The sequence below is a fragment of the Cognatishimia sp. genome, from assembly GCF_049116455.1.
In the GTDB taxonomy this organism is placed as follows: domain Bacteria; phylum Pseudomonadota; class Alphaproteobacteria; order Rhodobacterales; family Rhodobacteraceae; genus Cognatishimia.
This window is the reverse complement of the sequence record NZ_JAGDYW010000003.1, coordinates 617520-641617: the sequence shown is the minus strand read 5'-3', so window position 1 is coordinate 641617 and position 24098 is coordinate 617520. Positions and strand designations below refer to the sequence as shown.

The window sequence follows — 24098 nt, the reverse complement described above, 5'->3', positions numbered from 1 at the left end:
ACGAAGATGACCACACCCCAAAAACCGCAAGATTGTTCATCCATGGCCGAGGTCCGTTTGGGCATCGATGCTTTGGACAAGCAACTGGTTCAACTCTTGCAGCTACGGGCAAGGTTCATCGACCGGGCAACCGAACTCAAGCAGGGGAATGGCTGGCCTGCCCGCATTCCTGAGCGTGTTGAAGAAGTTGTCATGAACGCAAGACGCGAAGCCGAGGTGCAGGGTCTGGACCCTGATTTGATCGAACAGCTTTGGCGTCAATTGATCGACTGGTCCATCGACCGCGAAGAAACCGGGTTGGGCCGTAAGTAAGTCGGCATCGCCTGCGAGGAGAGACTGATGACAGCAAGTATTATCGACGGCAAAGCCTTTGCGGCCTCCGTACGTGAAAAAGTCGCGGGCCATGTGGCGCGCTTGAAAGAAGAGCAGAACATCACACCAGGTTTGGCGGTTGTGTTGGTTGGGGAAGACCCTGCATCAGAAGTTTACGTGGCGGCCAAGCACAAGCAGACCGTTGAAGTTGGCATGGCGTCTTTTGAGCACAAACTGCCTGCGGATGTGTCTGAGGAAGACCTCTTTGCACTGATCGACAAGCTGAATGCAGATCCAACTGTACACGGCATTCTTTGCCAGTTCCCGGTGCCTGATCATCTGGACGAGCGTCGTGTGGTGGCTCGTATCGATCCAAACAAAGACGTCGATGGGCTGAGCGTAGTGAACGCAGGCCTTCTGGCGAGCGGCGAGAAGGGACTTGTGTCCTGTACGCCGCTTGGCTGCTTGATGCTGCTGCGCGACCAGATTGACAATATGTCTGGTAAAAACGCTGTGGTCATCGGTCGCTCCAACCTGTTTGGCAAGCCTATGGGGCAGCTGCTACTGCAGCAGAATTGCACAGTCACGATCGCTCACTCCCGCACGCAAGACCTGGCAGAAGTCTGTAGCCGCGCTGACATTCTGGTTGCAGCTGTTGGCCGCGCGGAAATGGTCAAAGGTGATTGGGTGAAACCTGGCGCCACAGTGATCGACGTAGGCATCACGCGTATCCCGCACCCCGACAAACCTGGCAAGACAAAGCTGCTGGGCGACGTCGACTTCGCCGAGGCGTCTGAGGTTGCTGGCGCGATCACACCGGTTCCAGGTGGTGTAGGCCCAATGACCATCGCCTGCCTCTTGGCCAACACCGTGACCGCATGTTGCCGTGCGCATGGTTTGGCAGAGCCAGATGGTTTGACTGCCTAAATCGTTTCAAAGATTGCAAACAGAGCGTTGGTGAGAAATCACCGGCGCTTTTCTTTTTTGGGGAATGCAATGCTGAATTTCCCAATTTATTTGACCCGAAATTAAGCTCTGATAGACACAGCACTATAGTGCTGTAATGTTATTACAAAAATTGGGGCCGTGCTGGGTCTATGATCGAGATTCTAAACGACACATTTAAGTCATTGTTTTCCAAGCTGACGCTATCGATAATCGCGATCGCGTCGGTAGGTTCCGTATTGGCCGGTCCATTTGGCACATTTGAGACCATGAGTTTTTGGACCCGCTGCGCCTATTGGCCTTTGGTGACGACCAGTTCTGTTTTGTTGGGATATTTGGCTTTTGCTTTGACACGCATGGTGTTTGGATATCAGGAAACCCTCAACAGTCGCGTTTTAACTGGATCTTTGGGCACCATATTTGTCACTACAGATGTGTTTCTACTATCGCGATTTTTCAATCCAGAGCGGGTGAATACGGTGCCCTATATTCAATTGATGGGCTGGGTTGGATTTGTCTTTTTTGCCGTTATCGTTTCGCGATTTATCTTTACCAATGCGGTTCAGGAAAAGATGGATGCCAGCGCGTTACATGCGATTCAAATCGATCTTTCGGGCAGTGACACACCAGTTGTAAGTTCTAGCCCAAGGTTGATGGCGCGTTTGCCAGATCGTTTTGACGGCGACGTTCTGCGGTTAAGTGCGAATGATCATTTCGTGCATGTCCTGACGCCATCCGGCGAGCATTCAATCCGCATGCGCCTTCGAGATGCGATTTCTGAAATGGATGGCGTTGCGGGCACATTGGTACATCGCTCTCATTGGGTAGCGCAAAAGGCAATGCTTCGTGTGATTAAAGAACAGGGCAAAGTGTTTTTACTACTGACCAACGGTGATCGGGTTCCGGTCAGTCGGAATTATCGTGCCGAGGTTGAGCGTTTGAGCCTTAGCGTTTCAACGACCGAGGCAAAGGAACGATCCGAGGCGTCTGTCCAGTAACAATGGCTCTGGCCTCTTGGCGCATGAGGTCGTTGAGCACTGCCTCGGTGCTGCGCAATCCACCCGTATAAGTGCCATAGGCAGGCATAATCACCCGATCTGCATCAAATAGGAACGCCGGCCGAGAGATGCCCCTTAGGCGCGTTTGAACCCGTACCTTGGGATGGTAATGCCCGGAAATTTCGCCGCTTTGACTGGGGTCTGCGATGTGGCGGAACGTCAGGGGCGGCTGCGGCAGTTCGGCAAGATGGCTGCCAGGCAATTCGACGGGGCCGGGATCGTGGTTGCCCTCGATCCAAACCCAGCGCCGCCCGGCCTGCAGGCGGTTGATCCAGTTGCTTTCGCTTTCCGGCATGGCGTCCAGCACATCGAGATCGTCAAAACTATCGCCCAAACAGACCACGATTTCCGCATTGGTGAACCGCAGGTCTTGTTCTAGCCGGATCAGCGTATCGCGCGTGTCATAGGGGGGAAGGGCGCTGCCGCCTCGCCGCAGGATGCGCTCGGATTTTCCCAAATGCAGGTCTGAAATGCAGAGCAGGTTTTTGTCACGCCACCACAGCGCGCCTGAACCCAAAGCGGTCAACTGCACACCTGCCAAAGAAAAATCTACGGTTTTCATGCGTTCATTGGTGACCTGATTCCGAGGTTATGACAAGCGTTTACGCAAGGCCCGCCGTTTCCATCAAAGCCGCTTCTTCTTCGGCCAGAAGCCGTTCTTCTGCGCTACCAGAAACAGAGACCTTGCCCACTTCCAATAACAGCGGTGCTGCCAGCGGTGTTACGTGATCGATGGTCACATGATCAATCCGTCCGCCCACACGATCCAGCATTTCATCAATGCGTGAAAAATCGACCATACCGCGCATGGCTTCGTCACGTGTGATCCGCATCAGCAAATGATCGGGGTCGTATTTATGCAGCGTGTCATAAAGGATGTCGCTGGAAAACGTCGCCTGCCGTCCAGATTTGCGCTGCCCCTGCGTGTTGCGTTCAATCAGCCCTGCGATGGTGGCAACCCCGCGGAATGTGCGCTTCATCAGGGCATTGCCCGCGAGCCAGCCGTCCAAACCGTCATGCAACGCGTCGCGCTCCAAAAGCGGCGCCGGGTCCTCAACCGCATCAAGCCCCCAGATTAAGGTGGCGTAGTCGGTGGAAACAAATCCCATAGGGGCGAGCCCCAGCTCTTCCATGCGTTTGGTCAACAAAAGCCCGAGCGTTTGCTGCGCATTGCGCCCAGCAAAACCATAGACACAAAGATGATTGCGCCCATTGTGCGGAAAGCTTTCGATCAGCAATCGACCGGGTTGCGGAAGTTGAGATATGTCTCGCTGTAACTCAAGCCAGCTCGCCGTATGATCCGGGAGATCGGGCCATTTTTTTTGCTGGAACAGTCGCAGGATGCGTTGCGAAAGCTGCGTTGATGTCGAAAATTTAGTTCCCCCAAACACAGCCACCTTGGGCTTTTTGCGCGCGTCTTTACTGACTTCAACTGTCATCTCACGCAGGCCTTCGTATTTCACGATTTTTCCACCGATGAGAAAGGTATCGCCTGGCAACAGGGATGCTGCAAAATACTCTTCGACCTCGCCAAGCGGCTTACCGCCCCGGCTACGTTTCATGCGCACCTTCAACAGATCACTGTCTTGGATGGTGCCTGTGTTCATGCGGATTTTCGCGGCTGTGCGTGGATCGCGTAACTGCCAAGACCCATCGGGCCGTTGTTGCAGGCGTTGCCATTGATCATAGGCCCGCAGGGCGTAGCCGCCGGTGGCGCAGAAATCGAGACAGGCGTCAAAATCTTCGCGCGCCATACCGGCGAAAGCCCCAACTGAAGACATCTCTGTATAAAGCGCATCTGCATGAAAAGGACCTGAAACAGCACGTAGCAGGATGTGCTGGCAAAGTACATCCAAGGGACCAGCACCACGGGTTTCCCCATCCAGATCGCGCGCCAACACGGCTTGCAACGCTGCGGTACACTCGACAACTTCAAAGCGGTTGGCAGGCACCAGTAGGGCCTTGGAGGGCGCGTTATATCGATGGTTGGCGCGTCCTATCCGCTGAACGAGGCGTTTCACGTTCTTGGGCGCACCGATCTGGATCACAAGGTCTACATCCCCCCAATCGATGCCCAAATCCAGACTGCCAGTACAGACAATAGCCCGCAGATCACCGCGTACCATGGCGGCTTCGACTTTCATCCGCTGTTCGCGATCAAGGCTGCCATGGTGGATGCCAATCGGTAGACCATCATCGTTCGCGAGCCAAAGCTTGTGAAAGAAAACCTCGGCCTGCGCACGGGTGTTGTGAAAGATCAGCGTGGTTTTGTGTTTTTTGATCTGCTCCAGCACGGCTGGGATCGCATAGGCCGCGCCACCACCCGACCAAGGCGGGGCTTCGTCGGTGGTGAGCATGGAAATATCAGGATCAGGGCCGGGGTCTGCATGCAGGATATCGCAAGGGTCGGGGTGGCGCGCCAAAAGCGCTGCTATGTCTTTTGGTTTATCGACGGTCGCCGACAGACCGACACGCCGCAGATCAGGACAAATCGCCTGCAGGCGGGCAAGGGCCAGCATCAGCTGATCGCCGCGTTTGCTTTCTGCCAGTGCGTGGATCTCATCCACCACCACCCGTTTGAGGCCCTTAAAGGTGCGCGCAGCATCTTCGTAGCTGGTCAAAAGCGCCAGACTTTCTGGCGTCGTCAGTAAAATATGCGGAGGATCTGCCCGTTGGCGTTTCTTTCTAAATTGCGAGGTATCGCCGGTCCGGTCTTCGATCCGAATATCAAGCCCGAGCTCTTCGACTGGACGCCGTAAGTTACGTTTGATATCAGCAGCAAGGGCTTTGAGAGGCGAAACATAAAGCGTGTGCATGCCTTCATGCGGGGCCTCGGCCAGATCAACCAAGGTTGGTAGGAAGCCCGCCAGTGTTTTACCGCCACCGGTAGGGGCAATCAGCATCAAAGCAGGGTCATCTGCGCGCTCCAGCATGGCTTCTTGATGCGGGTGAATGGACCAACCGTTGTTGGCAAACCACGCTTCGAAGGCCTCTGGAAGCTGCGTCATGTTTGGATGCTATGCCTCTGATGGCGCACAGAAAAGGTGGTACATCATGCCAATCACTTCGGCGGTGCGCGCATCGGTGAGGGAATAGTAGATGGTCTTGCCATCGCGCCGGGTGGAAACAAAGCCCTCGTCGCGCAAGCGGGCCAGCATCTGGCTGACGGCGGCTTGGCGCAGCTCTAGCAACCCTTCCAACTCGCTTACTGATTTTTCGCCGCCGCTGAGGTGGCACAGGATCATTAAGCGGCCACCATGGGCCAAGGTTTTCAAATAACTTGCGGCGGCTTCGGCATTCTGCGCCATTTCACTCGCGGGAATCTGAGGCTTCTGCGTCACTGATGTCTTCCTCACGTCTTCTTTTGAGGGATTAATTCAACCGGTTCTAACATGTTGCTTCAAGCGAGGCGACATCGGGCTTTGTAAAGCGCGTTACGATTGCGTTTTGATGGCAAGTTCCAGAGCGGATGCCGTTGCCAAACAGATTTGTGGCAAACAAAGCGGCGTCATATCTTCCGGTTGATCCTTCAGCGCAGCCACAAGGGCATGCAGCTGGATCAGACGCGCGTTTTCGGGCTGAATGCGCGCGAGCGATTGGCAAACTTGTTCGGCAGTTTCGCCAATTGACCCGATCTCAATGGCCTCGGTACGAAGCGGCAAGCGCAGGGCTTCCGCAAGTGCGGTTGCCACGCCAGCCTCGGTGGTAAGAAACAGGCCAACACTTGCTTCCTTGGCTGCATTCAGATGCTCTTTTAAAGCAGTATGATCTTGGTGTGGATGCTGGACCACTGCCAGACGTTTCTCACACAGGGTGAGGAACTGCCGCAGTCGTAGCGACAGGGCTGCGGCCTCGATTTGCGCGCCATCTGCAGCGTGTTGAATGAACTTGGAGTGTTCCGGCGCTTCCATCGCTTTGGCAAATGCTGCCGAAACCGACGGCACAAAACCCTCAGTCAGCAATCCATTGGCCAATCCAGCAGGATCGATCTGCACTTCCATCGAACTGCGGTGAATGAAAAATGCGCTGTCTTCAGGCAAGAGCCCAAGCTCGCCTTGGACCTTGGCAAGCGTGCCCTCCACCAACAAAACAGCGCGCACGGCAGCGCTGTCGCTGAAGAGGCGCGCGGCTTCTCCGGTTGGATAGGCTTTGGCAAAGAGGGGGCTATCAAAAACTGTTGCGGCCATTGGTGTGGGTCTCTCGCTAGGTCGATGCGGCGGCGGCTTAGACGTGGCCGATGCGTTTCAGATATTCGGTTAGCTTTTCAGCGACGGCTGTAGGTTGGTCAAGGGGTGACAGGTGGCCGGATTTGCGGATCAATGCAAAATCAGAACCGGGGATTAAACTGGCCGTTTCGTGTGTCATATCGTTGGGGACAAAGCGATCTTCGGCTCCGGCGATCCCAAGACACGGCAGGCGCAACCCACTGGTGGGCGTGTAAAAATCACTGCCCATCAGCGCTTCAAACGCCCCGGCCAATCCATCCGCTTGGGTGCTTTGGAAGATGCGTTGCGCTTCAAGATGTTGGCCAGAATTGAGCGCTGCACGGTGAAACCAGATTTGCATCATGCGTTCAGCCAGTTGATCAGCGTCTTTGGCACTAACCTCATCAATCATCGCCTGCCAATGCGGAGGATGCCCAATCTTGGCCGCCGTATTACACAGCACAAGACCGCGCACTTGATCCAGCCGCTTCACAGCCAATCCCTGCGCAATCATGCCACCAAGGCCAACGCCCATAACAACGCTGTCGCGGATGTTCATCTCGCTTAGAACGCTCTCCATATCCTTGATCATGCCACCCATAGAATAGGGCCGGGCAGGGCAATCTGAGGCCCCGTGCCCGCGCAGATCAATGCGGATCACATGCAGCGTTTCAGGCATCAGCGGCAGCAGTGCATCCCATAGATGCAGGTTGCCGCCAAATTCGTGCAGCAATACCAGCGGCGCGCCGATATTTGGCCCGCTGGTTTCAACGTTGAGGGCGATATCGCCCAACTGAAGTTTCATAGGTCAGTCTTAGCTCGTTTTATCAATCCGCATATGGGCAATGATCTGCCCGTGGTCGGATGCGAGCTTATTATACGGCGCTTCTGGGTGACTTCCATCGGTCAAATGGTCGTTGAAGACGCTGAAATATTCCATTTCACCAATTTTGGCCGCGTTGTCCGGGTGGAACTGCTGGCTCAGGTAAATCTGGTCGATGCTCTCATGCACGCCGCCAAAGGCCGTTGTGTAGACCATGTCGCGCAAGCTTTTGCGCACAAACAGTTTTTCGGCAGGCGTGAGTTGCAGCTTCAACATGTCAGCGCGGATTTGTGCATCCTCTTCGGGGCTATAACGATCCCGCGGCGTTTCGGCGTCATGGCGCAGCATCCAGGAATAATTCTTAAACGGCGCCTCGCCCGAGATGATTTCAGAGCTGACCGCATGTTCTCCATCGTTAAAATCGCCCGTCACCATGACGGGACGGCCCATTTCAAGCTCTGCCACAATGGCGCGACGCAGCACCCAGGCCTCTGCCATGCGGCGCACAGCGGCTCGCATCGCACCCAATGCGCGACCAACGGCATCGTAACTTGTCAGGTCAGCTTCAGGTGCATGATCGGCACCCTCGGGTGTGATCAGCTCGCCCAGTTTGGATTTGAGGTGGCAGTTAAAGACCGTGATGACTTGCCCGCCAACCGGGATGCGCACCTTTAGAATCGGGCGACTGATTTTTGTTATGGTGAAACTGCCAGCATCGCCGCCGCCCAATTCTTGGAAAGGGATGGACACTGGCTCTTCGAGCTCTTGGATGATTTCTGGCGCTTCAGCAAAACCAAACCGGCTGAGGATCGCAACGCCCGGACGGCGCTTGCCGGGCTCGCCGGTGTCATTGACGTTAGGCGCAAAAGCAAGTGCTGCGTCTTTATAGCCGTCAAACCCAAGCTTTTTGAAAATAGCTTTACGATGGTAACGTTTGTCGCGGCCGGGGATCACAGCGTCATTTAGCTCTGCTCCGCGACTGTCGGTTTCCGTGATGACATCCCTTAAAGCGTCTTCTTCGAAAATCTCCTGAAAGCCAACAATGTCGGCATCCATGGACAAGAGCTGATCGGCCATCCAATCGACCTTCCACGCATATTCCTCGGGCGTATAGCTTTGAAAACGGTAGTATTCTTTGTCAGCGCCAATAAGGTTTTTGACGTTAAAGGAGGCAATCGTGAAACGGGTCATTCGGCACCACTCAGCAAATAAAGTTACCCTAAGCTAGCGCAGTGCCGCGCGTTAACAAACCGGCTTTCTGCGCCTCATGCCGGTTTTTGTCTGGGGGGGATTTCCAGGCGCATTAAGTGTTCTGAAGTTTAGATACCCATGTGTTCAACGCTACACGCGATTCTGGTTCATCTAAGAACGGAATATGCCCTCGATCTTTTACCTCAGCCATAGTGGCGCTCGGCATGGCCTCGGCCATTTTTGCAAAGGTCTCTGCGCTTAGAATATTGGAGTGTTCGCCGCGGATCACGGTCACCGGTATATCTGAGAGCGCGGTGAAATAAGGCCAGAGGTCTGGGAATTCCTCAATGCGAGCTCCCAGAACCGCATCGCGCAATTTTGGATCGTAGGTCAGCGCCAATCCGTCTGAGGTCTGGCGATACAGTTTCTCAGCCTCTTCGCGCCACCGCGCCTCTGGAACGTCGTCAAACCCAACCATGGCTTTTGCGCGTTTCTCGGCGGCCTCACCGATGGTTTTCCAAGAGGGTGGACGGCCAAGATAGTCGTTGATGACTTCAAGACCACGTGGGTCGATCTCAGGCCCGATGTCATTAAAGGCGACACCCAGCAGGCGCTCTTTTGCAAAGGCTCCGATGGTCATAGCGCAGAGGCCCCCACGTGAGCTGCCGAGTACCGCGAATTGTTGGATGTCCAAATGATCCATCAGCTCCAAGGCGTCCATGCTTTCACGTGGAATATTGTAGGTAGTATGGTCTTCAGCCCAATCCGAACGCCCACGGCCCCGGTAATCCATTTTGATCAGGCGAATGCCGTCTAGATGCCCATCGATGTAGCTGAAATCATTGGAGTTTCGGCTAAGGCCTGACAGGCACAGAACGGGAATACCTGCGCCTTGATCTGTGTAATAAAGCGTCAATCCATCGGTGGTTTTGAAATTGGGCATCAGGGGTCCGTCAGCGTTGGAATATCTGTTAAATCGGACAATACGTGCTGCGGGCGGTGAAGCAAGCGATCAACCGGTTCCTGCGCGCGATTGACCCAGACGGTTTGAAACCCGAAACCAGTGGCTCCGGCGGCGTCCCATCCATTAGACGAAACAAATAACACTTGATCTGGCTGGCAGGAAAATCGTTTGAGGACCAGTTCATAGACACGCGCATCGGGTTTGAAGATCCCGACATCTTCGACGCTCAAACAGTCGTCCAACACATTGCCAATGCCTGCGCTGTCGATCGCCGCTTGTAGCATTTTGGGTTCACCGTTTGAAAGGATGGCCGTGTTCAACCCCTTTTCCTTCAGCGCTTGTAGCATCGCAGGCACTTCGGGATAGGCGGCCAGTTCCCAATATAGCTGCAACAATCGCGTGCGGATTTTTGGCTCCGTAAGCTTTGAGGCTTCCAATGCCCAATCCAGCCCATCCTGCGTAACTTGCCAGAAATCGGTATGCTCTTTGGTGATGGCCCTGAGCCAAGTGTATTGCAGCTGCTTGAGGCGCCAATCTGACGCCACTTTTTGCCAGGTGGTCTGCAGCGCTTCGTAGCCCGGTTCATCAGCCGCGCTTCGCGCGGCCGCGGCCACATCAAACAGCGTTCCATAGGCATCAAAAATACAGGTTGTGATGGTCATGAGCTCCCCTCCAAATCCCAGCTTGAGCCTTGGGCGGGCAAAGTCAATCATCCGGTTGGCAATGACGGAACGTCAGAGTAGGGTGCGAGCGCTTAGGCCCAGACAGACAGAACAAAACTGGGCGATATCCAAGGTTAGGACACCATATGACAGCTGCAAAATCGGGCGATACCGTTAGCATCCACTACACAGGCACTCTGGACGACGGGACCGTTTTTGACAGTTCAGAAGGCCGCGATCCGCTGGAATTCAAACTGGGCTCTGGCATGGTGATCAAGGGCTTTGATGACGGCGTATCTGGTATGGAAGTTGGTGAGAAGAAAACCGTGAATATCCCATGTGCTGACGCTTATGGTGAATCCCGCCCTGAAATGGTTCAGGATGTTCCACGCGAGCAAATCCCAGCTGAAATCCCACTTGAAGTCGGCCTGACGCTTCAGATGCAGTCGCCAGATGGCCATGTGTTGCCTGTTAAAGTAACAGCCTTTGACGACGCCACAGTAACGCTGGATGCAAACCACGATCTGGCTGGCAAAGATCTAACCTTTGCGCTGGAACTTGTGTCCATCAGCTAAGGGTTAACTCCAGGGAATGTCGGCAAGCCAGTCTTTGACGGCATTTACCGCCACAGAGCCAACTTGGCTACTGTGAGACATCAGCCAAACATCACGTTTTGGCAGTGGGGGCGTCCCGGTGGGGCGCACCAACTCTCGCAATCTTTGATCCATGGCGGCCACCCGGCGCGGCAAGATTGATTTCCCAACCCCTGTGGCAATGGCCTCAATTGCTGTTTCAGCATCTGCCACGCGCAAAGGGGAGGGTTCGTCTTTGCCCTGCGACAAGGCAGCATTCAGCCAAATCGCTTGCGGAAAACTTGCCTGACTTTCATCATAGATGATCCAGTTGGAGCGATCCGATTTATCACTATCGGCGCTGCCGTAACCAAAAACCGCGTAATGCAATTGCCCAATGCGACGAGTGGAGGTTTTCAGACCACCTGATTGCGGGCGCGCCAATCTGATTGCCAAATCTGCCTCGCGTTTGGTCAGGTCGATATTGCGGGTCTCGGGGATAAGCTCCAGAACCAATTCCGGGTGTCTGCGATGCAGCTTGTGCAATTCGGGAACCAGAATGCGATTGATGACCAATGGCACGGCACTTAGGCGAACAGTGCCAACCGTTGAAGCCTTGTTCCCTGCGAGTTCCAGAATGGTTGCGGCCTGTTGTTCCACCACTTCTGCATGATCCAGAACCAAAAGGCCGATGTCGGAAACCTCATATCCGGCGCTGCCGCCCTTCTGAACAAGTTTCACGCCCAGCTTTTCTTCCAAAGCTGCCACGCGCCTTGAGACAGTGGTTTCGCTGACGCCCACGCGACGACCGGCCTCTGCAAAAGAGCCTGTACGGTGCATCGCCAAAACATAACGAAGGTCGTTCCAATCAAAATCCTGCATTTTTGCAGTATTAAACGGCACAATTGCCGATGCAAGGTTCAAATTTGCTGTGCTATCAAGTCTCAGGGCGAGGCTTTGGGAGGACTTGTTATGAAATATGTGGTGCTATTTGAGGATAATCCAGAAACGGATGTCACAGTTCGCATGAGCTATCTGCCCCTGCATCTGAAATTCTTGGAACGGAACGCGCAAAAGATCGCTGCAGCGGGTGATCTCTCTGACGCTGATGACAATGGCGCCGGTGGTATGTGGGTTATGAATGCTGAGGATGAAGATGAAGTACAGCGTTACGTTCGCGAAGATCCGTTTTGGCCGACAGGTCTGCGTAAATCTTTCCGTATTATGAAATGGAGCCAGGTTGATATCGTGAACCTGAACCGCCCCGTGGCCGAAGCGTCGCCAGTCATGGCGTGAACGTCCTTTCTTAAAACGAAATTCGTGTTCATACTCCCTGTGAAACACATAAGGCCCAGCAAATGCTGGGCCTCTTTTTTGTTTTTTCTGTAAGGGCTTAAAGGCTTACAGGTTTTCTTGCTGAGGCATACCTAAGACATGGAAGCCACCATCCACGCGAATAATTTCACCGGTGGTGCATGCGCCTGCGTCTGAAGCCAAATAAACGGCAGTACCGCCAACTGCTTCCAGCGTAGCGTTCGAACGCATCGGCGCGTTTTCATCGGTGTGCTTATAGGTTTTGCGCGCACCACCAATGGCCGCACCAGCAAGCGTTTTCATCGGGCCAGGTGAAATTGCGTTCACGCGAATACCATCTGGGCCAAGATCATTTGCTAAGTACCGTGTCGTGCTTTCCAATGCGGCTTTCGCAACACCCATGACGTTGTAATTTGGCGTCACGCGGTTTGAGCCACCATAGGTCAATGTCAGCAGGGTGCCGCCATTATCCTTCATCATTGGGTACGCACGGCGTGCGACTTCGATGTAGGAATAGCAGGAAATATCCATCGAGTTTTTGAAGTTCGCGCGGCTTGTTTCAAGGAAACGGCCTGTCAGCTCGTTCTTGTCTGAAAAGGCAATCGCATGAACCACAAAATCGATGCTGTCCCAACGCTCGCCCAATTGCGCAAACGCCGTGTCCAGAGAAGCGTCATCTGTGACATCTACATCAACCATGAAATCGCTGCCAACCGAGGCGGCCAGCGGTGCGAGCCGTTTGCCAAAACCCTCGCCTTGATAGGTGAAGGCCAGTTCAGCACCGGCCTCGGCCATAGCTTTGGCAATGCCCCATGCGATGGAACGTTCGTTTGCGACACCCATGATGAGGCCTCGTTTTCCTTGTAGCTGACCAGACATTACAGTCTTCCTTGCTTAACCGTTATATTTCGACATGATCATGGACCCGTTGGTGCCGCCAAAGCCAAAGCTGTTGGTCATAACACTATCAAGGCCCGCGTTCTCCACCAGATCCGTAGCGATCTCACCTGGCAAAATGCCATCGGCTAAGGTTTCCACGTTGATCGATGGCGTGATGAAGTCATTGTCCAGCATCAGAAGGCAAAAGATCGCTTCCATAGCACCCGCAGCACCCTGACCGTGACCGGTCATAGATTTGGTGGAGCTGATCGGAGGCACAGAGCCTTCGCCAAAGACGCGGCGGACTGCTTCGACTTCGCCCACGTCACCCACTGGTGTGGATGTGCCATGCGCGTTGATATAGCTGACCTTGCGACCCTCTGGCAGGGTCTGCAGCGCAAGACGCATCGCGCGTTCGCCACCTTCACCGGATGGCGCCACCATATCGTGACCATCAGAGGTCGCGGCAAAGCCGGTAACTTCCGCATAGATCTTGGCGCCACGTGCGAGTGCATGATCCAGATCTTCCAACACAACAATACCACCACCGCCGGTGATCACAAAACCATCGCGGTCTTGATCAAAGGCGCGTGAGGCCTTGGTTGGGTCGTCGTTTTTCTTAGAAGACATCGCTCCCATAGCGTCAAAGAGACAAGACAGCGTCCAGTCCAGCTCTTCGCCGCCGCCGGCAAACATCACGTCCTGTTTGCCCATCATGATTTGCTCTGCGGCGTTGCCGATACAGTGCAGGGATGTCGAGCAAGCCGAGGTGATCGAATAGTTGATGCCTTTGATCTTAAACGCAGTCGCAAGGTTCGCTGAAATGGTCGAGCTCATGCACTTAGGAACAGCGAAAGGCCCAATGCGCTTGGTTGCGCCGGTTTTGGCGACGGTTTGGTGTGCGGTCAGCATCGCAGAGGTGGACGGGCCGCCGGAACCAGCCACCAGGCCGGTGCGTTCGTTCACAACTTGATCGTCATTCAGCCCAGCGTCGGCAATTGCTTGGCTCATGGCGATATGGGCGTATGCCGCGCCGTCGCCCATGAAACGCAGGGTGCGTTTGTCGATGTGATCAGCGGTGTTGATTTTCAACGTGCCTGCGATTTGGCTGCGAAACCCGTGTTCCACCATTTCAGGGCTGGTTTCGATGCCAGATTTGCCGGCCTTCAAGCTGGCAATGACTTCTTCTGCGTTATTGCCGATTGAGCTGACAATGCCCAAACCGGTGATGACGACTCGACGCATGAGCGTACTCCTTAGTGATAGCCGGGGGGCTTAAGCTTCGGACAGGGCGACCTTCATGTCTTTAACTTCATAGGCGATTTCGCCGTCGATCTTCACGATGCCATCCGCAACCCCCATGGTCAGGCGACGGGTTTGGATCGCTTTGGTAAAGTCGATTTCATAGGTCAGCAGTTTGCTTTCGGGGCGCACCATACCTTTGAGTTTCACTTCGCCTACGCCAAGCGCATAGCCGCGACCCTGCCAGCCGCGCCAGCCAAGGTTGAAACCTGTCAGTTGCCACAGGCCATCCAGACCAAGGCAGCCTGGCATGATTGGGTTGCCTGGGAAATGGCATTCAAAGAACCAAAGGTCAGGCGTGATGTCGAATTCCGCCAACACATGACCTTTGCCATGCGCGCCGCCATCACCGGAAATGTCTGTGATACGGTCCATCATCAACATCGGAGGCGCAGGCAATTGCGCATTTCCGGGGCCGAAAAGCTCGCCGCGTGCGCATTTCAGAAGACCCTCTTTGTCGAAGCTGGTTGGAAAATCGGCCATGCAGGCATGCCCCCTTGTTTTTTTCTGTCGTTATCTTCCTGTACCATTGGGATTACTGGGGGTGCAAGGGCGAGGCGACGTCACGGAAGCTTCAAGTCGAGCATTTATACTGCAAATGATTTTCAATTGAATTCAGCTAAGTGAATCCCTAGACTTAAAGGATCAAAATGACAGGCATAGGCACCATGACCACAGATCAGGTCCGCATTGGCACTGAATGGCTCGTAAAGGGCGGCGTCCGCCCAACACGTCAGCGCGTTGCACTGGCGTCGATGCTGGTTGGCGATGGTCAGGATCGGCACGTGACGGCGGAAAGCCTTTATGCCGATGTGCAAGACCACGGCGACAGCGTGTCATTGGCGACGGTCTATAACACCCTGCGGGCCTTCTGTGATGCGGGTATTATGCAAGAGATCACGGTGGATGGCTCCAAAAGCTATTTTGACACCAATATCTCAGATCACCCGCATTTCTTCTGGGAAGATGAGCGCGCATTGACGGATGCGCCTGCGGATCAGCTGAAAATCCTGTCCCTGCCAGATGCGCCTGAGGGTGCAGAGATTTCCAAGGTAGATGTGGTCATTCGGTTAAGACGGAAGTGATCTGCACTGAGATTTGGCCTTTAGAACGGAATTTCATCATCCAAATCTGTGCTTGAAATTGAGTACTTGTCGATCGCCTCTAAACGTCCATAAAGATTGTCTAAAATGATTTTCCGCTTTTCCAGAGTGGATTGTTTGAGCAGATCAATGAATTTCTTGGTCTCTTCAACGTAAATGTTCTTGTTTTTCCAATATTGATAGGCCCCATGAACAAATGCTGAGGCAACTTTTCCGGGATCCGAATAATACTCTTCCAGCATTGATTTCCGATAAGTGCTATCTAGAAATGCAATTAGTTGCTCGGAGTCACGGTTGAATTCGGCATCTCGTTCGATTGACGCAAAATATGTCGACAAGGTGTTTGCAAATTCTCTGTAAATCTCGATCTCATCTACTGAGAAGTTGAGTTCCGCTAGCTTACTTTTTGAAAGTGTATCATCAAGCGCGCGAAATGATTTAGCTCTTTTACTCCGAGAACGCTCACACATAGATTTCAATAACTTGGTGTATCCAAAACTTGATTGTTTGACACCTTTCAGGGCGAACTCAAAAAGCTTGCCGATGAAGTAAACTTCTGTTTGGTGATCGTAAACACCTCTTTCAAATTCTGGCGGCGTTTCACACCACCAGTTTAAGGAAATGCTTTTACTGTCATCAAAGCCTTTCTGCGATGTGTGTTTTCCAAAACCAAAGTCTATAATTTTCGGTATGGCGCCAATCGTTACCAATACATTTGCCGGTCGTATATCCCGGTGTAAAATGCTCTCGGCTTCTAAATGAACAAAAGCATCAATTACTCTTTCAAAAAGTAATTCAGCGTGTTCTGGATGTTCCTTTAAGTACTCGTTGATGTCGTATCCATCAACATACTCCATTAGGATGTAGGCAGTATCTTTCTCAGAATAGTCATAAAAATTGAATACTCTAACAATATAAGGATGGTTCAGTTGAAAAAGAATTTTTGCTTCTGTTTTGAACCGCTCGAATAACTCGTTGAAAAAGACAGGGTCAGAAGCTTTTTCTATTACTGGTTTGTATTTTTTTGCAACGACTTTAAGGTCCATTTCTTCGTCCTGAAGAAGGACCGTTTCACCACATGCCCCTGGAGAAAGGACTTTTTCACATCGAAAACGTTTTGGACGATTAAACTCAGCATGTTCTGGAAGTACAATGGGTTTTGTCAATTTTCAAAGCTCGATAACAAATTACAACTTAAAACCACTGCCCCGGTTCCATCAGCCCTAGATCCAGTAACTGCCGAGAATGCCACTCAAACGGCACAGAATTGTGCCACTTAAAGCTTGGGATATCAAAGGTACTCCCCGGATTGGTTTTTAACGCCTTCGCAGTGCGGAAGGAGCAAACCGAAGCCGTTAGATTGTTGTGCCACTGACAGCTAAAGGTGTTCATCTCTTCATCCGTCAGGGTGAAATCAGGGCGCATTTCAACCTCTTCGGTGGCTTTAAAGATCGAAATGCGGTCGATCTTGCGGCGCACCTGCGGGATGTGTTCTTCGAACCGCCAGCGCAGACCGCCGTAGAAATTCAATTGCCGGTCTTTGGGGTGGTCGTGATTATCCGGGTCTTGGCGGCCTAAGGCGTAGTATCCGGTTTTATCCAGCAGTGCGTTTTCTATTGAGACCGCGTTTTGGTGTTCCCGAAGATCATCCGCATAAAGATCGACCACATAGGTCAACATGGAGCTGCGGCGCTCTTCCGTGTGGAAGGCCAGCATTTCACCAATCGTGCGGGTTTCGCAAAATGGGAACAGTAGATATTCAGCGTTAAAACAGTAATAAAGCCAGACGCCGGGTGCGTGTTTGGCGACCTTATTGACCATATCGATCATCGGTTGCCCACTGGTGTGTTCACAATCCACACGGATCACATCCTCAGAAACGTCATAGGCCATTTTAAAGCTCTTGGGCATAAAGGCGATCACCTGATCAAACCCCAGATCCACGTGGTGGCGCAGGGTGGTGTTGATCTCGACCTCGTCCTCGACAAAGATCAGGGCCAAAGGACCTTTAGATATCAGGGCCTTACCCTTGGCCAATAGATCATCAAACGACGTGAAACGCATAGTGCTCTTTGTTTTTCTGCTCTTCGTTGTGGCTAAATTCGGTTAATTTGACGTGCATTGCAAGCCACAGTGAACCTGATATACGGAAGCGCCTTAAATCCGCGAGTATCTAACATGTCCGACCCTAAGAAATTATTCATCAAGACCTATGGCTGTCAGATGAATGTCTATGACAGTGAGCGCATGGCAGAAGCCATGGGCGGGGCAGGCTATGAGACCACGGATAATGCAGATGAAGCGGATATGATCCTGCTGAACACCTGCCACATTCGCGAAAAGGCCGCCGAAAAGGTTTATTCCGAACTGGGCCGCATGAAGGCGTTGAAGGCTGATAAACCTAATCTGAAGATCGGCGTGGCGGGCTGCGTCGCGCAGGCGGAAGGCGCGGAAATTATGCGCCGCCAGCCAGCTGTTGATTTGGTGGTTGGTCCGCAGGCCTATCACCGTCTTCCAGAGATGGAAGAACAAACCCGTTCAGGTAAAAAAGCGCTGGATACAGATTTTCCTGAAGAGGATAAGTTTGAAAAGCTGAAAGGGCGCACCAAAGCCAAACGCGCGCCGGCTGCTTTTTTGACAGTTCAAGAAGGTTGCGACAAGTTTTGCGCCTTTTGCGTTGTGCCTTACACGCGTGGGGCAGAAGTCTCGCGGCCAGCTTCTCGTGTGATTACGGAAGCGCAGGAACTGGTAGAACGCGGCGTTCGCGAAATCACGCTGTTGGGTCAGAATGTGAATGCTTATCATGGCGATGGTCTAAAGGGCGGGACCTGGTCCTTGGCCGATCTGATCTGGGAGCTCGACAAAATTGACGGGCTGGAGCGCATTCGCTTTACCACCAGCCACCCGAATGACATGCAGGATGATCTTATTGCCGCCCATGGCGAATGCAAAAAGCTGATGCCGTATCTACACCTGCCAGTACAATCTGGCAGCGATAAGATCCTTAAACGCATGAACCGTAGCCATACGGCCGAAAGCTATCTGCGCGTGATTGAACGCATTCGCGCTGCACGCCCTGATATCTTGCTGTCTGGTGACTTCATCGTCGGCTTCCCTGAAGAAACTGAAGAGGATTTCCAAGCCACTTTGGATTTGATCAAAGAAGTCAAATACGGGCAGGCATATTCCTTTAAATACTCCACGCGCCCAGGAACCCCAGCCGCAGAGCGTCCCTTGGTGGATGACGCTGAAGCCAACGAACGCCTGCAACGATTGCAGGCTTTGCTGTCCACACAGCAAAAAGAGCTGCAGGACGCTATGGTCGGGCGTGAGGTTTCGGTCTTGTTTGAAAAAGAAGGCCGACTCGAGGATCAGATGGTTGGTAAATCCGATTATCTGCACGCTGTGCATGTGGCTGGATCGGGCGCCGCGATCGGTGACATCCGAAAGGTTAAGATCATCGAAAGCAAGACCAATTCATTGATGGGTGTGGCTGTTTAAACCAATATTCATTGTGGCTTAAACGCTGAGTAGCCGCAGCTTAACTTCGACATGGCCGTGTGTTGTGGCAGGTTGATAGCTTCTACTCTCTCAAAGCCTGAGGTCATTAACCAGTTCATCGCCGTTTTCGGTGAGGCGCGATGGGTGCGCCACATCAATTGGATCAATGCGCCTGCAACGCTATTGCGGGTGATGCAGATAAGCAATTGCCCTCCTGGGCGCAGCACACGCAACATTTCCCTCAAGGCGTTAGTTGGTTCGCACAGGTGTTCAACAACATGCCCACAGACAATCAGGTCACGACTATTGTCTGCAAAAGGCAGTCTGCAGGCATCAGCTTGTTGTAAGCGCAGCGATGAACATTCATTGCGCAAACGCTCCTCAGCGATTTCAAGCATTGAGCGTGAAATATCGACACCGGTTAGTTCAACATCCCGCCCCAAGTGACGCAAGAGAGCCGAGGACATCTCACCTGTACCGATACCGATATCCAGTATTTTCAAAGGTTTTGCGGTTCCCAGATACTGAGCAGCTTTGGTGAGGTGTTCATAAGCCTCGGCCAGCCCCAATCGTTGGGTTTTTCGTGTCCATGATGGGGCCTCACGATCATAAAGTTCTGTAAGCCGGTGATCATCCCACGAATGACGTCTGAGGCTGATTTCCCAACTGCCAAAGCGCAGCGCACCAATGTCGAACCACGTCCTTGGCGTGCTGAAGTGTGGAACGGGATCATACATGACGTATCGCCTTCTTGGACGCGGTTTCAGAAATTTTCCAGCGTGAAGCGATCCAAAAAATCAGACCAAATGTGAAGATTTCAACCGTTGCGAAAACAAAATCATCTGGGTCGTTGGGCTGTCCCAAGAACACGCCTATGGTGGCCAGGACCGGGAAAATCATGTTTAGGATACGCGCAGTGCGCTCTGACAAGGCGAAGGAAGCCGGAATTGCCAACAGATAAAGTACGACACCGAATGAGCCTGCAAATAGGACCTCTTCGGTAATCGGATTTCCATTCAGATACCCTGACGAAATTTCGGCGATGGCGCTTGCGGTTGTCAGTTCGTGGATATCTCGGAACAGAATGTTGAATGTTGCGAAAATCCAAAGTGTCGCAAGCAGCGATCCTTTGGAGTGTTGGGCATGGGGCGACAGCATCGGGGCTCCTAAATGAGTTTCGCCTCACTTTGATTTCATCTATATCGGAATGGAATTCTGTATTTTTAAATAAATGGTATACAAAAATAGATGAATTGGGGTGATATTTCATACGACTGGAACCATGTGCGTGCGTTTTTGGCTGTGGTCGAAGAGGGATCTTTGTCTGGCGCTGCTCGTAAGCTGAAACTGACCCAGCCTACGCTCAGCCGTCAAATTGGGGGATTTGAAGAAGAATTGGGTTTGACGTTGTTCCTGCGCGGAACCCGCCGCATGGAATTGACCGAAGCGGGTACTGCTCTGTTGGAAGATGTCCGTCAAATGACTGAGGCAGCAACCCGAATTGCTTTGGTTGCAAACGGGCAGTCAGACTCCATTTCGGGCACCGTTCGAATATCCTGCAGCGATGCAATGGCCGCCTATATCATGCCTGGCATCATCGCGGTCATTCGCGACCGATACCCTGATATCCACGTTGATCTCAGGGCCAGCAATGATGTCAGTGATCTATTGCGACGTGAGGCAGATATTGCTGTCCGCCATATCAGACCTGAACAACCAGAATTGATCGCCAAAAAACTCGGCAACCTGTCGCCGTTTCTGTACGGCACCAAAACCTATTTGAACACGATTGGCCCGGTCGAGTCCCCGGCCGATCTCTCAAAGGCTAATTTCGTGGGATATGAAAGTGCAGAAAGGTTTATTCCACAGTTCAAAGCGCTGGGTATGTCCGTTGATGCGACAAACTTTAAAATCACCACGATGGATGGCGTGTCGTATTTCGAACTGGCACGACGAGGATTGGGCATCGCTATTCTGCCGAAGGAATATGCCGAAAGGTTTGCTGAATTCCAGTGCGTTTTGCCTCAGGTTCCTCTTGGCGAGATGCCGGTTTGGCTGACCACTCATAGGGATTTGCACACAAATATGCGTATACGACTTGTTTATGATGTGTTGAGTGAAGAGTTGTTGCAACAAAGCTCACAATCCTAGTTGTGACCACCATATCTAGTATTATTCCTTCACATGAGCCAAAAATTTGCTAGACTACCCGCATTACAAGGCATCAAAGAGCCCGTGCCGCGTCGTCGTACGTGGGGGGAAGCGGGGCAGATAGAGGGTATGATCGTGGCAGTTACACTGAAAGCATCCGCGCGCAAGTTGATGGGAGGGGCCCTAATTGCGGCCATGTCCATTACAGCCACCGCCGGAACCGCCATTTCTCAAGGCACCAAACAAGTGCGCGCGCAGGAATACATTCCTGGTATTTGGGTTGACCCGGATGGGTGTCAGCACTGGGTCATGGACGATGGTGCAGAGGGCTATATGAGCCCGGTTCTCACCCGTCAGGGCCTGCCGGTGTGTAGTGAAGGCAACCTGTGCGGCGAGTTGAGCTCAGACCAATTCTTTAAATCCGGCAGCGCAGGGCTTAGCGCCTCTGGTCGGGCAAAGATCAAGCAGTTCTTCGCAAGCGCAAATGCACAGTATTACATCGTCATGGGCCACACAGATAACCGTGGCAGTGACGAAGCAAATATGTCGCTAAGTCTGCGTCGCGCAGCAGCGGTGGCCAAAGTTGGCCAATCTGCAGGCGCGCAGATTGCGGACGTGCGGGCCTATGGTGAACGCATGCCACGCGCCAGCAACCGTTCTTCAGCCGGCCGGGCAGAAAACCGCCGCGTTGAAATCATGTGTATCGAATAAGGGGGACAGGGCATGAAACTTGTTAAACTCTGTGTTGCTCTGACCACAATGTCCGCATTGGCGGGCTGCTTCGGCGAAGAGCGCAGTGGTCCTGAAATCACTGACAAAACTGTTGATGGCGGCTATGATGCTAAGCCTCTGACGGATCTGGTTGCAGGTATTTGGGTCGATCCAAATGGATGCCACCACTGGATCATCGATGATGGCAACGAAGGTTACATGGATGCGCGCCTAGATCGCTACGGCAAGCCGGTTTGTGCACCAATTGCACCGCCAAGCCATGCGACTGGCAACTACAAAAAGGGCACGATCTTTAACGATCCAGCCTAATTTAAGTCTTTGAACTTAAATAATTATCGATTTGGCCGCACGTGTAATTCGTGCGGCCAATTTTTATGACGCTTACGTGAAATTTACCAGTGAATCACTTGCGTTACCGTCCACAACTTGTCACGCTGAGACTCAGGAACACCGAGTCTTAAGGAGACCTACTTGGCCACCAGCGCCCTGACCCCACCGCCAAAGAATGAAACCGTGAAAGAAGTCTTGATCGAGTTTCCCGACAATCGTTTGCTCATTGATCTCTGCGGAGAATACGATCGGAACTTGGCGGATATAGAGCAGAAACTTAGTGTTCAAATCATCCGACGCGGCAATCAACTTGCGATTCATGGCGATACTGGTGCCCAGCTGGAAGCCTATGAAGTTCTTCAGGCGCTGTATCAGCGACTGGAAAGCGGCAAAGAGGTTGAAAGCGGCGATATTGATCGCGAGATTCGGATGGGTAACGCTGAACGTGGCGTCGGTGCGCGCGACGGCGACCAGCTTGAGATGTTCAAGGGCGGCGCGGTTGAGATCAAGACCAAGAAAAAACACGTAGAGCCGCGCACGGATGCGCAGAAAGCCTATGTGCAAAGCCTATTCCAAAATGAACTCGCCTTTGGCATCGGGCCTGCGGGGACCGGTAAAACCTACCTGGCTGTGGCCGCGGGTGTCAGCATGTTCATTTCAGGTGAAGTGGACCGAATTATCCTCTCACGTCCTGCGGTGGAAGCGGGTGAAAAACTCGGCTATTTGCCGGGCGATATGAAGGATAAAGTAGATCCTTATATGCAGCCGCTTTATGACGCTTTGAATGACTTTTTGCCCGGCAAAATGCTCGCCAAGTTGATCGAAGAGAAAAAGATCGAAATTGCACCGCTGGCCTTTATGCGAGGCCGTACTCTGGCGAATGCCTTTGTTGTCTTGGATGAGGCGCAGAACGCAAGCACCATGCAGATGAAGATGTTCCTGACTCGCTTAGGTGAGGGCAGCCGCATGGCCATCACGGGTGACCGATCCCAGATCGATTTGCCGCGTGGTGTGCAATCCGGTTTAAAAGATGCGGAACGTCTGCTGAGAGGCACAAAAGGCATCAGTTTCAACTACTTCACAGCCGACGATGTTGTGCGTCACCCGTTGGTGGCTGCAATCATCAAGGCCTATGACGCGGATTCAGAACGCGCATTGGCAGAACCTAGACGTCCAAGTCATAAACAATAATACCATCTCCGCCGCCTTCACAGAGGCGGCTGAGTTGCGCGCCTAACTCTTGATGTGTTGGATGGATGGCATAGGCAGTCAAAGACTCAGCATCTTTGAAGCGAATGACAAAACCTGCGTCATAGGAATGGGATTTTTGTTCAAAATCAAGGTTCGGCCCGTGATCAAATGCCAGCACGCCATCTAGGTTCAGACTGAACTCTCGTAAGGCCTCGATGGCAGCGACTTGCACCGCTTTTGGTGTGTGGTCCTGAAAGTTGCAAAAAACACAGTGCAGTATCATCTTCCAATTCCTTAACAATTGGCCGGTCAATTTTGCTGTTCACCCTAGGGCTTTCAGGCTATGGCGAAAAGATGGAGATAGATCTGATCATCGAAGATGCCCGGTGGGCGGCTGAAAGCCTTCAAGGCTTGGCTGAAAAAGCCGGGGCGGGCGTGCGGTTGGAATTGGAGCTCGCGGCAGATTTGGAAGTCTGCGTTATGGCCTGCAATGATGTCTGGATCGCTGAACTGAACGCGGAATTTCGTGAAAAGCCAACGCCGACAAATGTCTTAAGTTGGCCATCAGAGGAGCGCGGTGCCGAAGACGAAGGTGCTCATCCGGTTAAGCCAGAAGGCCCAGATTCAGAACTTGGCGACATTGCGATTTCTTATGAAACCTGTGCACGTGAAGCCATAGAGGCAGGCAAAACATTTGACGATCACGTGACCCATCTGTTGGTGCATGGCATTTTGCACCTGTTGGGCTATGATCACATCCGTGACCAAGATGCCACTTTGATGGAAGCATTAGAGTCAAAGATACTTGGCAAAATGGGTATATCAGACCCATATAGTGAGACACCGGGGTAAAACCCCACTTG

29 protein-coding genes are annotated in these 24098 nt (G+C 52.7%); 12 read left to right on the top strand and 17 right to left on the bottom strand.

All coding sequences use genetic code 11. The features are described from left to right. Positions 1-6 precede the first annotated feature (6 nt). From JXQ85_RS08165 to JXQ85_RS08155, 3 genes are all read left to right on the top strand, one after another. Entirely contained in the window at positions 7-312 is a 306-nt protein-coding gene (locus tag JXQ85_RS08165; RefSeq protein WP_421748402.1) for a chorismate mutase, read from the top strand. Between the two features lie 27 nt (positions 313-339). Next, on the top strand, positions 340-1239 hold the full coding sequence (folD, locus tag JXQ85_RS08160) for a bifunctional methylenetetrahydrofolate dehydrogenase/methenyltetrahydrofolate cyclohydrolase FolD (protein WP_421748401.1): 900 nt from the start codon (positions 340-342) through the stop codon (positions 1237-1239). 170 nt (positions 1240-1409) lie between these two features. After that, on the top strand, positions 1410-2255 hold the full coding sequence (locus JXQ85_RS08155; RefSeq protein WP_421748400.1) for a LytTR family DNA-binding domain-containing protein: 846 nt from the start codon (positions 1410-1412) through the stop codon (positions 2253-2255). Here JXQ85_RS08155 and pdeM read toward each other — a convergent pair. The 8 genes from pdeM to JXQ85_RS08115 all read right to left on the bottom strand — a co-directional run bounded on the left by pdeM (position 2203) and on the right by JXQ85_RS08115 (position 10160). Then, entirely contained in the window at positions 2203-2877 is a 675-nt protein-coding gene (pdeM, locus tag JXQ85_RS08150) for a ligase-associated DNA damage response endonuclease PdeM (RefSeq protein WP_421748399.1), read from the bottom strand. The genes JXQ85_RS08155 and pdeM overlap by 53 nt on opposite strands. A gap of 40 nt (positions 2878-2917) precedes the next feature. Continuing rightward, positions 2918-5323 carry a ligase-associated DNA damage response DEXH box helicase gene (locus tag JXQ85_RS08145; protein WP_421748398.1) on the bottom strand — a complete coding sequence of 802 codons (2406 nt, stop codon included), beginning with the start codon at positions 5321-5323 and terminating at the stop codon, positions 2918-2920. A 9-nt stretch (positions 5324-5332) separates the two neighbouring features. After that, entirely contained in the window at positions 5333-5623 is a 291-nt protein-coding gene (locus tag JXQ85_RS08140) for an ArsR/SmtB family transcription factor (protein WP_421749042.1), read from the bottom strand. Positions 5624-5749: 126 nt separating this feature from the next. Beyond that, positions 5750-6502, bottom strand: a complete 753-nt coding sequence (locus tag JXQ85_RS08135; RefSeq protein WP_421748397.1) for a hypothetical protein — start codon at positions 6500-6502, stop codon at positions 5750-5752. Positions 6503-6539: 37 nt separating this feature from the next. After that, the gene (locus JXQ85_RS08130; protein WP_421748396.1) at positions 6540-7325 is read right to left on the bottom strand and encodes an alpha/beta fold hydrolase; all 786 of its coding nucleotides are present in this window, start codon (positions 7323-7325) and stop codon (positions 6540-6542) included. 9 nt (positions 7326-7334) lie between these two features. Beyond that, positions 7335-8534: an endonuclease/exonuclease/phosphatase family protein gene (locus tag JXQ85_RS08125; protein WP_421748395.1), complete on the bottom strand. Its 1200-nt coding sequence runs from the start codon at positions 8532-8534 to the stop codon at positions 7335-7337. Positions 8535-8646: 112 nt separating this feature from the next. After that, the gene (locus tag JXQ85_RS08120) at positions 8647-9477 is read right to left on the bottom strand and encodes an alpha/beta fold hydrolase (RefSeq protein ID WP_421748394.1); all 831 of its coding nucleotides are present in this window, start codon (positions 9475-9477) and stop codon (positions 8647-8649) included. Beyond that, positions 9477-10160, bottom strand: a complete 684-nt coding sequence (locus JXQ85_RS08115; RefSeq protein ID WP_421748393.1) for a haloacid dehalogenase type II — start codon at positions 10158-10160, stop codon at positions 9477-9479. The genes JXQ85_RS08120 and JXQ85_RS08115 overlap by 1 nt, the downstream gene beginning before the upstream one ends. Before the next feature lie 146 nt (positions 10161-10306). Between JXQ85_RS08115 and JXQ85_RS08110 the strand changes: the two genes are divergently transcribed. Next, positions 10307-10735 carry an FKBP-type peptidyl-prolyl cis-trans isomerase gene (locus JXQ85_RS08110; RefSeq protein WP_421748392.1) on the top strand — a complete coding sequence of 143 codons (429 nt, stop codon included), beginning with the start codon at positions 10307-10309 and terminating at the stop codon, positions 10733-10735. Between the two features lie 3 nt (positions 10736-10738). Here JXQ85_RS08110 and JXQ85_RS08105 read toward each other — a convergent pair whose 3' ends face one another. Beyond that, complete coding sequence (locus JXQ85_RS08105) at positions 10739-11656, bottom strand: LysR family transcriptional regulator (RefSeq protein ID WP_421748391.1); 918 nt, start codon at positions 11654-11656, stop codon at positions 10739-10741. Between the two features lie 48 nt (positions 11657-11704). Between JXQ85_RS08105 and JXQ85_RS08100 the strand changes: the two genes are divergently transcribed. After that, positions 11705-12028, top strand: coding sequence for a YciI family protein (locus JXQ85_RS08100; RefSeq protein ID WP_421748390.1), 324 nt, complete (start codon positions 11705-11707; stop codon positions 12026-12028). Positions 12029-12133: 105 nt separating this feature from the next. Here the strand turns inward: JXQ85_RS08100 and JXQ85_RS08095 are convergent, their stop codons facing one another. From JXQ85_RS08095 to fabA, 3 genes are read right to left on the bottom strand one after another with little or no spacing between them, the layout of a single operon-like run. Continuing rightward, positions 12134-12925, bottom strand: coding sequence for an enoyl-ACP reductase FabI (locus tag JXQ85_RS08095; protein ID WP_421748389.1), 792 nt, complete (start codon positions 12923-12925; stop codon positions 12134-12136). A gap of 15 nt (positions 12926-12940) precedes the next feature. Then, complete coding sequence (gene fabB / locus JXQ85_RS08090; RefSeq protein WP_421748388.1) at positions 12941-14170, bottom strand: beta-ketoacyl-ACP synthase I; 1230 nt, start codon at positions 14168-14170, stop codon at positions 12941-12943. 30 nt (positions 14171-14200) lie between these two features. Further along, positions 14201-14710 carry a bifunctional 3-hydroxydecanoyl-ACP dehydratase/trans-2-decenoyl-ACP isomerase gene (gene fabA, locus JXQ85_RS08085; RefSeq protein ID WP_421748387.1) on the bottom strand — a complete coding sequence of 170 codons (510 nt, stop codon included), beginning with the start codon at positions 14708-14710 and terminating at the stop codon, positions 14201-14203. A gap of 185 nt (positions 14711-14895) precedes the next feature. On the opposite strand from fabA, the gene irr reads away from it, so the two are divergent. Further along, positions 14896-15312, top strand: a complete 417-nt coding sequence (gene irr / locus JXQ85_RS08080) for a Fur family transcriptional regulator Irr (RefSeq protein WP_421748386.1) — start codon at positions 14896-14898, stop codon at positions 15310-15312. Between the two features lie 20 nt (positions 15313-15332). Here the strand turns inward: irr and JXQ85_RS08075 are convergent, their stop codons facing one another. Then, the gene (locus tag JXQ85_RS08075) at positions 15333-16496 is read right to left on the bottom strand and encodes a serine/threonine protein kinase (RefSeq protein ID WP_421748385.1); all 1164 of its coding nucleotides are present in this window, start codon (positions 16494-16496) and stop codon (positions 15333-15335) included. Positions 16497-16524: 28 nt separating this feature from the next. Continuing rightward, positions 16525-17394, bottom strand: a complete 870-nt coding sequence (locus JXQ85_RS08070) for a hypothetical protein (RefSeq protein WP_421748384.1) — start codon at positions 17392-17394, stop codon at positions 16525-16527. A gap of 114 nt (positions 17395-17508) precedes the next feature. Here JXQ85_RS08070 and miaB point away from each other — a divergent pair, with 114 nt between their 5' ends. After that, positions 17509-18831 carry a tRNA (N6-isopentenyl adenosine(37)-C2)-methylthiotransferase MiaB gene (miaB, locus tag JXQ85_RS08065; protein WP_421748383.1) on the top strand — a complete coding sequence of 441 codons (1323 nt, stop codon included), beginning with the start codon at positions 17509-17511 and terminating at the stop codon, positions 18829-18831. A gap of 8 nt (positions 18832-18839) precedes the next feature. Here miaB and JXQ85_RS08060 read toward each other — a convergent pair whose 3' ends face one another. Together JXQ85_RS08060 and JXQ85_RS08055 are read right to left on the bottom strand one after the other, a co-directional pair. Next, a complete protein-coding gene (locus JXQ85_RS08060) occupies positions 18840-19568 on the bottom strand; it encodes a class I SAM-dependent methyltransferase (RefSeq protein ID WP_421748382.1) in 729 nt (242 codons plus the stop codon). Continuing rightward, positions 19561-19989 carry a DUF6326 family protein gene (locus JXQ85_RS08055; protein ID WP_421748381.1) on the bottom strand — a complete coding sequence of 143 codons (429 nt, stop codon included), beginning with the start codon at positions 19987-19989 and terminating at the stop codon, positions 19561-19563. The genes JXQ85_RS08060 and JXQ85_RS08055 overlap by 8 nt, the downstream gene beginning before the upstream one ends. Before the next feature lie 90 nt (positions 19990-20079). On the opposite strand from JXQ85_RS08055, the gene JXQ85_RS08050 reads away from it, so the two are divergent. From JXQ85_RS08050 to JXQ85_RS08035, 4 genes are all read left to right on the top strand, one after another. Next, complete coding sequence (locus JXQ85_RS08050; protein WP_421748380.1) at positions 20080-20982, top strand: LysR family transcriptional regulator; 903 nt, start codon at positions 20080-20082, stop codon at positions 20980-20982. A gap of 135 nt (positions 20983-21117) precedes the next feature. Further along, complete coding sequence (locus JXQ85_RS08045; protein ID WP_421748379.1) at positions 21118-21693, top strand: OmpA family protein; 576 nt, start codon at positions 21118-21120, stop codon at positions 21691-21693. 12 nt (positions 21694-21705) lie between these two features. Continuing rightward, positions 21706-22023: a hypothetical protein gene (locus tag JXQ85_RS08040; RefSeq protein WP_421748378.1), complete on the top strand. Its 318-nt coding sequence runs from the start codon at positions 21706-21708 to the stop codon at positions 22021-22023. A 162-nt stretch (positions 22024-22185) separates the two neighbouring features. Further along, positions 22186-23235, top strand: coding sequence for a PhoH family protein (locus JXQ85_RS08035; protein ID WP_421748377.1), 1050 nt, complete (start codon positions 22186-22188; stop codon positions 23233-23235). On the opposite strand, the gene JXQ85_RS08030 is transcribed toward JXQ85_RS08035, so the two are convergent. Next, entirely contained in the window at positions 23210-23518 is a 309-nt protein-coding gene (locus JXQ85_RS08030; RefSeq protein WP_421748376.1) for a Dabb family protein, read from the bottom strand. The genes JXQ85_RS08035 and JXQ85_RS08030 overlap by 26 nt on opposite strands. Positions 23519-23589: 71 nt before the next feature. On the opposite strand from JXQ85_RS08030, the gene ybeY reads away from it, so the two are divergent. Then, a complete protein-coding gene (gene ybeY, locus JXQ85_RS08025) occupies positions 23590-24087 on the top strand; it encodes an rRNA maturation RNase YbeY (protein WP_421749041.1) in 498 nt (165 codons plus the stop codon). Positions 24088-24098: the final 11 nt, after the last annotated feature.

Coding starts and splice junctions, on each gene's coding strand:
- JXQ85_RS08030 (WP_421748376.1), bottom strand. CDS start 23,518: ATGATACTGCACTGTGTTTTTTGCAACTTTCAGGACCACACACCAAAA.
- JXQ85_RS08070 (WP_421748384.1), bottom strand. CDS start 17,394: ATGCGTTTCACGTCGTTTGATGATCTATTGGCCAAGGGTAAGGCCCTG.
- JXQ85_RS08165 (WP_421748402.1), top strand. CDS start 7: ATGACCACACCCCAAAAACCGCAAGATTGTTCATCCATGGCCGAGGTC.
- JXQ85_RS08050 (WP_421748380.1), top strand. CDS start 20,080: ATGAATTGGGGTGATATTTCATACGACTGGAACCATGTGCGTGCGTTT.
- JXQ85_RS08120 (WP_421748394.1), bottom strand. CDS start 9,477: ATGCCCAATTTCAAAACCACCGATGGATTGACGCTTTATTACACAGAT.
- folD (WP_421748401.1), top strand. CDS start 340: ATGACAGCAAGTATTATCGACGGCAAAGCCTTTGCGGCCTCCGTACGT.
- pdeM (WP_421748399.1), bottom strand. CDS start 2,877: ATGAAAACCGTAGATTTTTCTTTGGCAGGTGTGCAGTTGACCGCTTTG.
- JXQ85_RS08110 (WP_421748392.1), top strand. CDS start 10,307: ATGACAGCTGCAAAATCGGGCGATACCGTTAGCATCCACTACACAGGC.
- fabB (WP_421748388.1), bottom strand. CDS start 14,170: ATGCGTCGAGTCGTCATCACCGGTTTGGGCATTGTCAGCTCAATCGGC.
- JXQ85_RS08140 (WP_421749042.1), bottom strand. CDS start 5,623: ATGGCGCAGAATGCCGAAGCCGCCGCAAGTTATTTGAAAACCTTGGCC.
- JXQ85_RS08145 (WP_421748398.1), bottom strand. CDS start 5,323: ATGACGCAGCTTCCAGAGGCCTTCGAAGCGTGGTTTGCCAACAACGGT.
- JXQ85_RS08095 (WP_421748389.1), bottom strand. CDS start 12,925: ATGTCTGGTCAGCTACAAGGAAAACGAGGCCTCATCATGGGTGTCGCA.
- JXQ85_RS08155 (WP_421748400.1), top strand. CDS start 1,410: ATGATCGAGATTCTAAACGACACATTTAAGTCATTGTTTTCCAAGCTG.
- fabA (WP_421748387.1), bottom strand. CDS start 14,710: ATGGCCGATTTTCCAACCAGCTTCGACAAAGAGGGTCTTCTGAAATGC.
- JXQ85_RS08115 (WP_421748393.1), bottom strand. CDS start 10,160: ATGACCATCACAACCTGTATTTTTGATGCCTATGGAACGCTGTTTGAT.
- JXQ85_RS08125 (WP_421748395.1), bottom strand. CDS start 8,534: ATGACCCGTTTCACGATTGCCTCCTTTAACGTCAAAAACCTTATTGGC.
- JXQ85_RS08060 (WP_421748382.1), bottom strand. CDS start 19,568: ATGTATGATCCCGTTCCACACTTCAGCACGCCAAGGACGTGGTTCGAC.
- irr (WP_421748386.1), top strand. CDS start 14,896: ATGACCACAGATCAGGTCCGCATTGGCACTGAATGGCTCGTAAAGGGC.
- JXQ85_RS08135 (WP_421748397.1), bottom strand. CDS start 6,502: ATGGCCGCAACAGTTTTTGATAGCCCCCTCTTTGCCAAAGCCTATCCA.
- JXQ85_RS08040 (WP_421748378.1), top strand. CDS start 21,706: ATGAAACTTGTTAAACTCTGTGTTGCTCTGACCACAATGTCCGCATTG.
- JXQ85_RS08130 (WP_421748396.1), bottom strand. CDS start 7,325: ATGAAACTTCAGTTGGGCGATATCGCCCTCAACGTTGAAACCAGCGGG.
- ybeY (WP_421749041.1), top strand. CDS start 23,590: ATGGAGATAGATCTGATCATCGAAGATGCCCGGTGGGCGGCTGAAAGC.
- miaB (WP_421748383.1), top strand. CDS start 17,509: ATGTCCGACCCTAAGAAATTATTCATCAAGACCTATGGCTGTCAGATG.
- JXQ85_RS08100 (WP_421748390.1), top strand. CDS start 11,705: ATGAAATATGTGGTGCTATTTGAGGATAATCCAGAAACGGATGTCACA.
- JXQ85_RS08055 (WP_421748381.1), bottom strand. CDS start 19,989: ATGCTGTCGCCCCATGCCCAACACTCCAAAGGATCGCTGCTTGCGACA.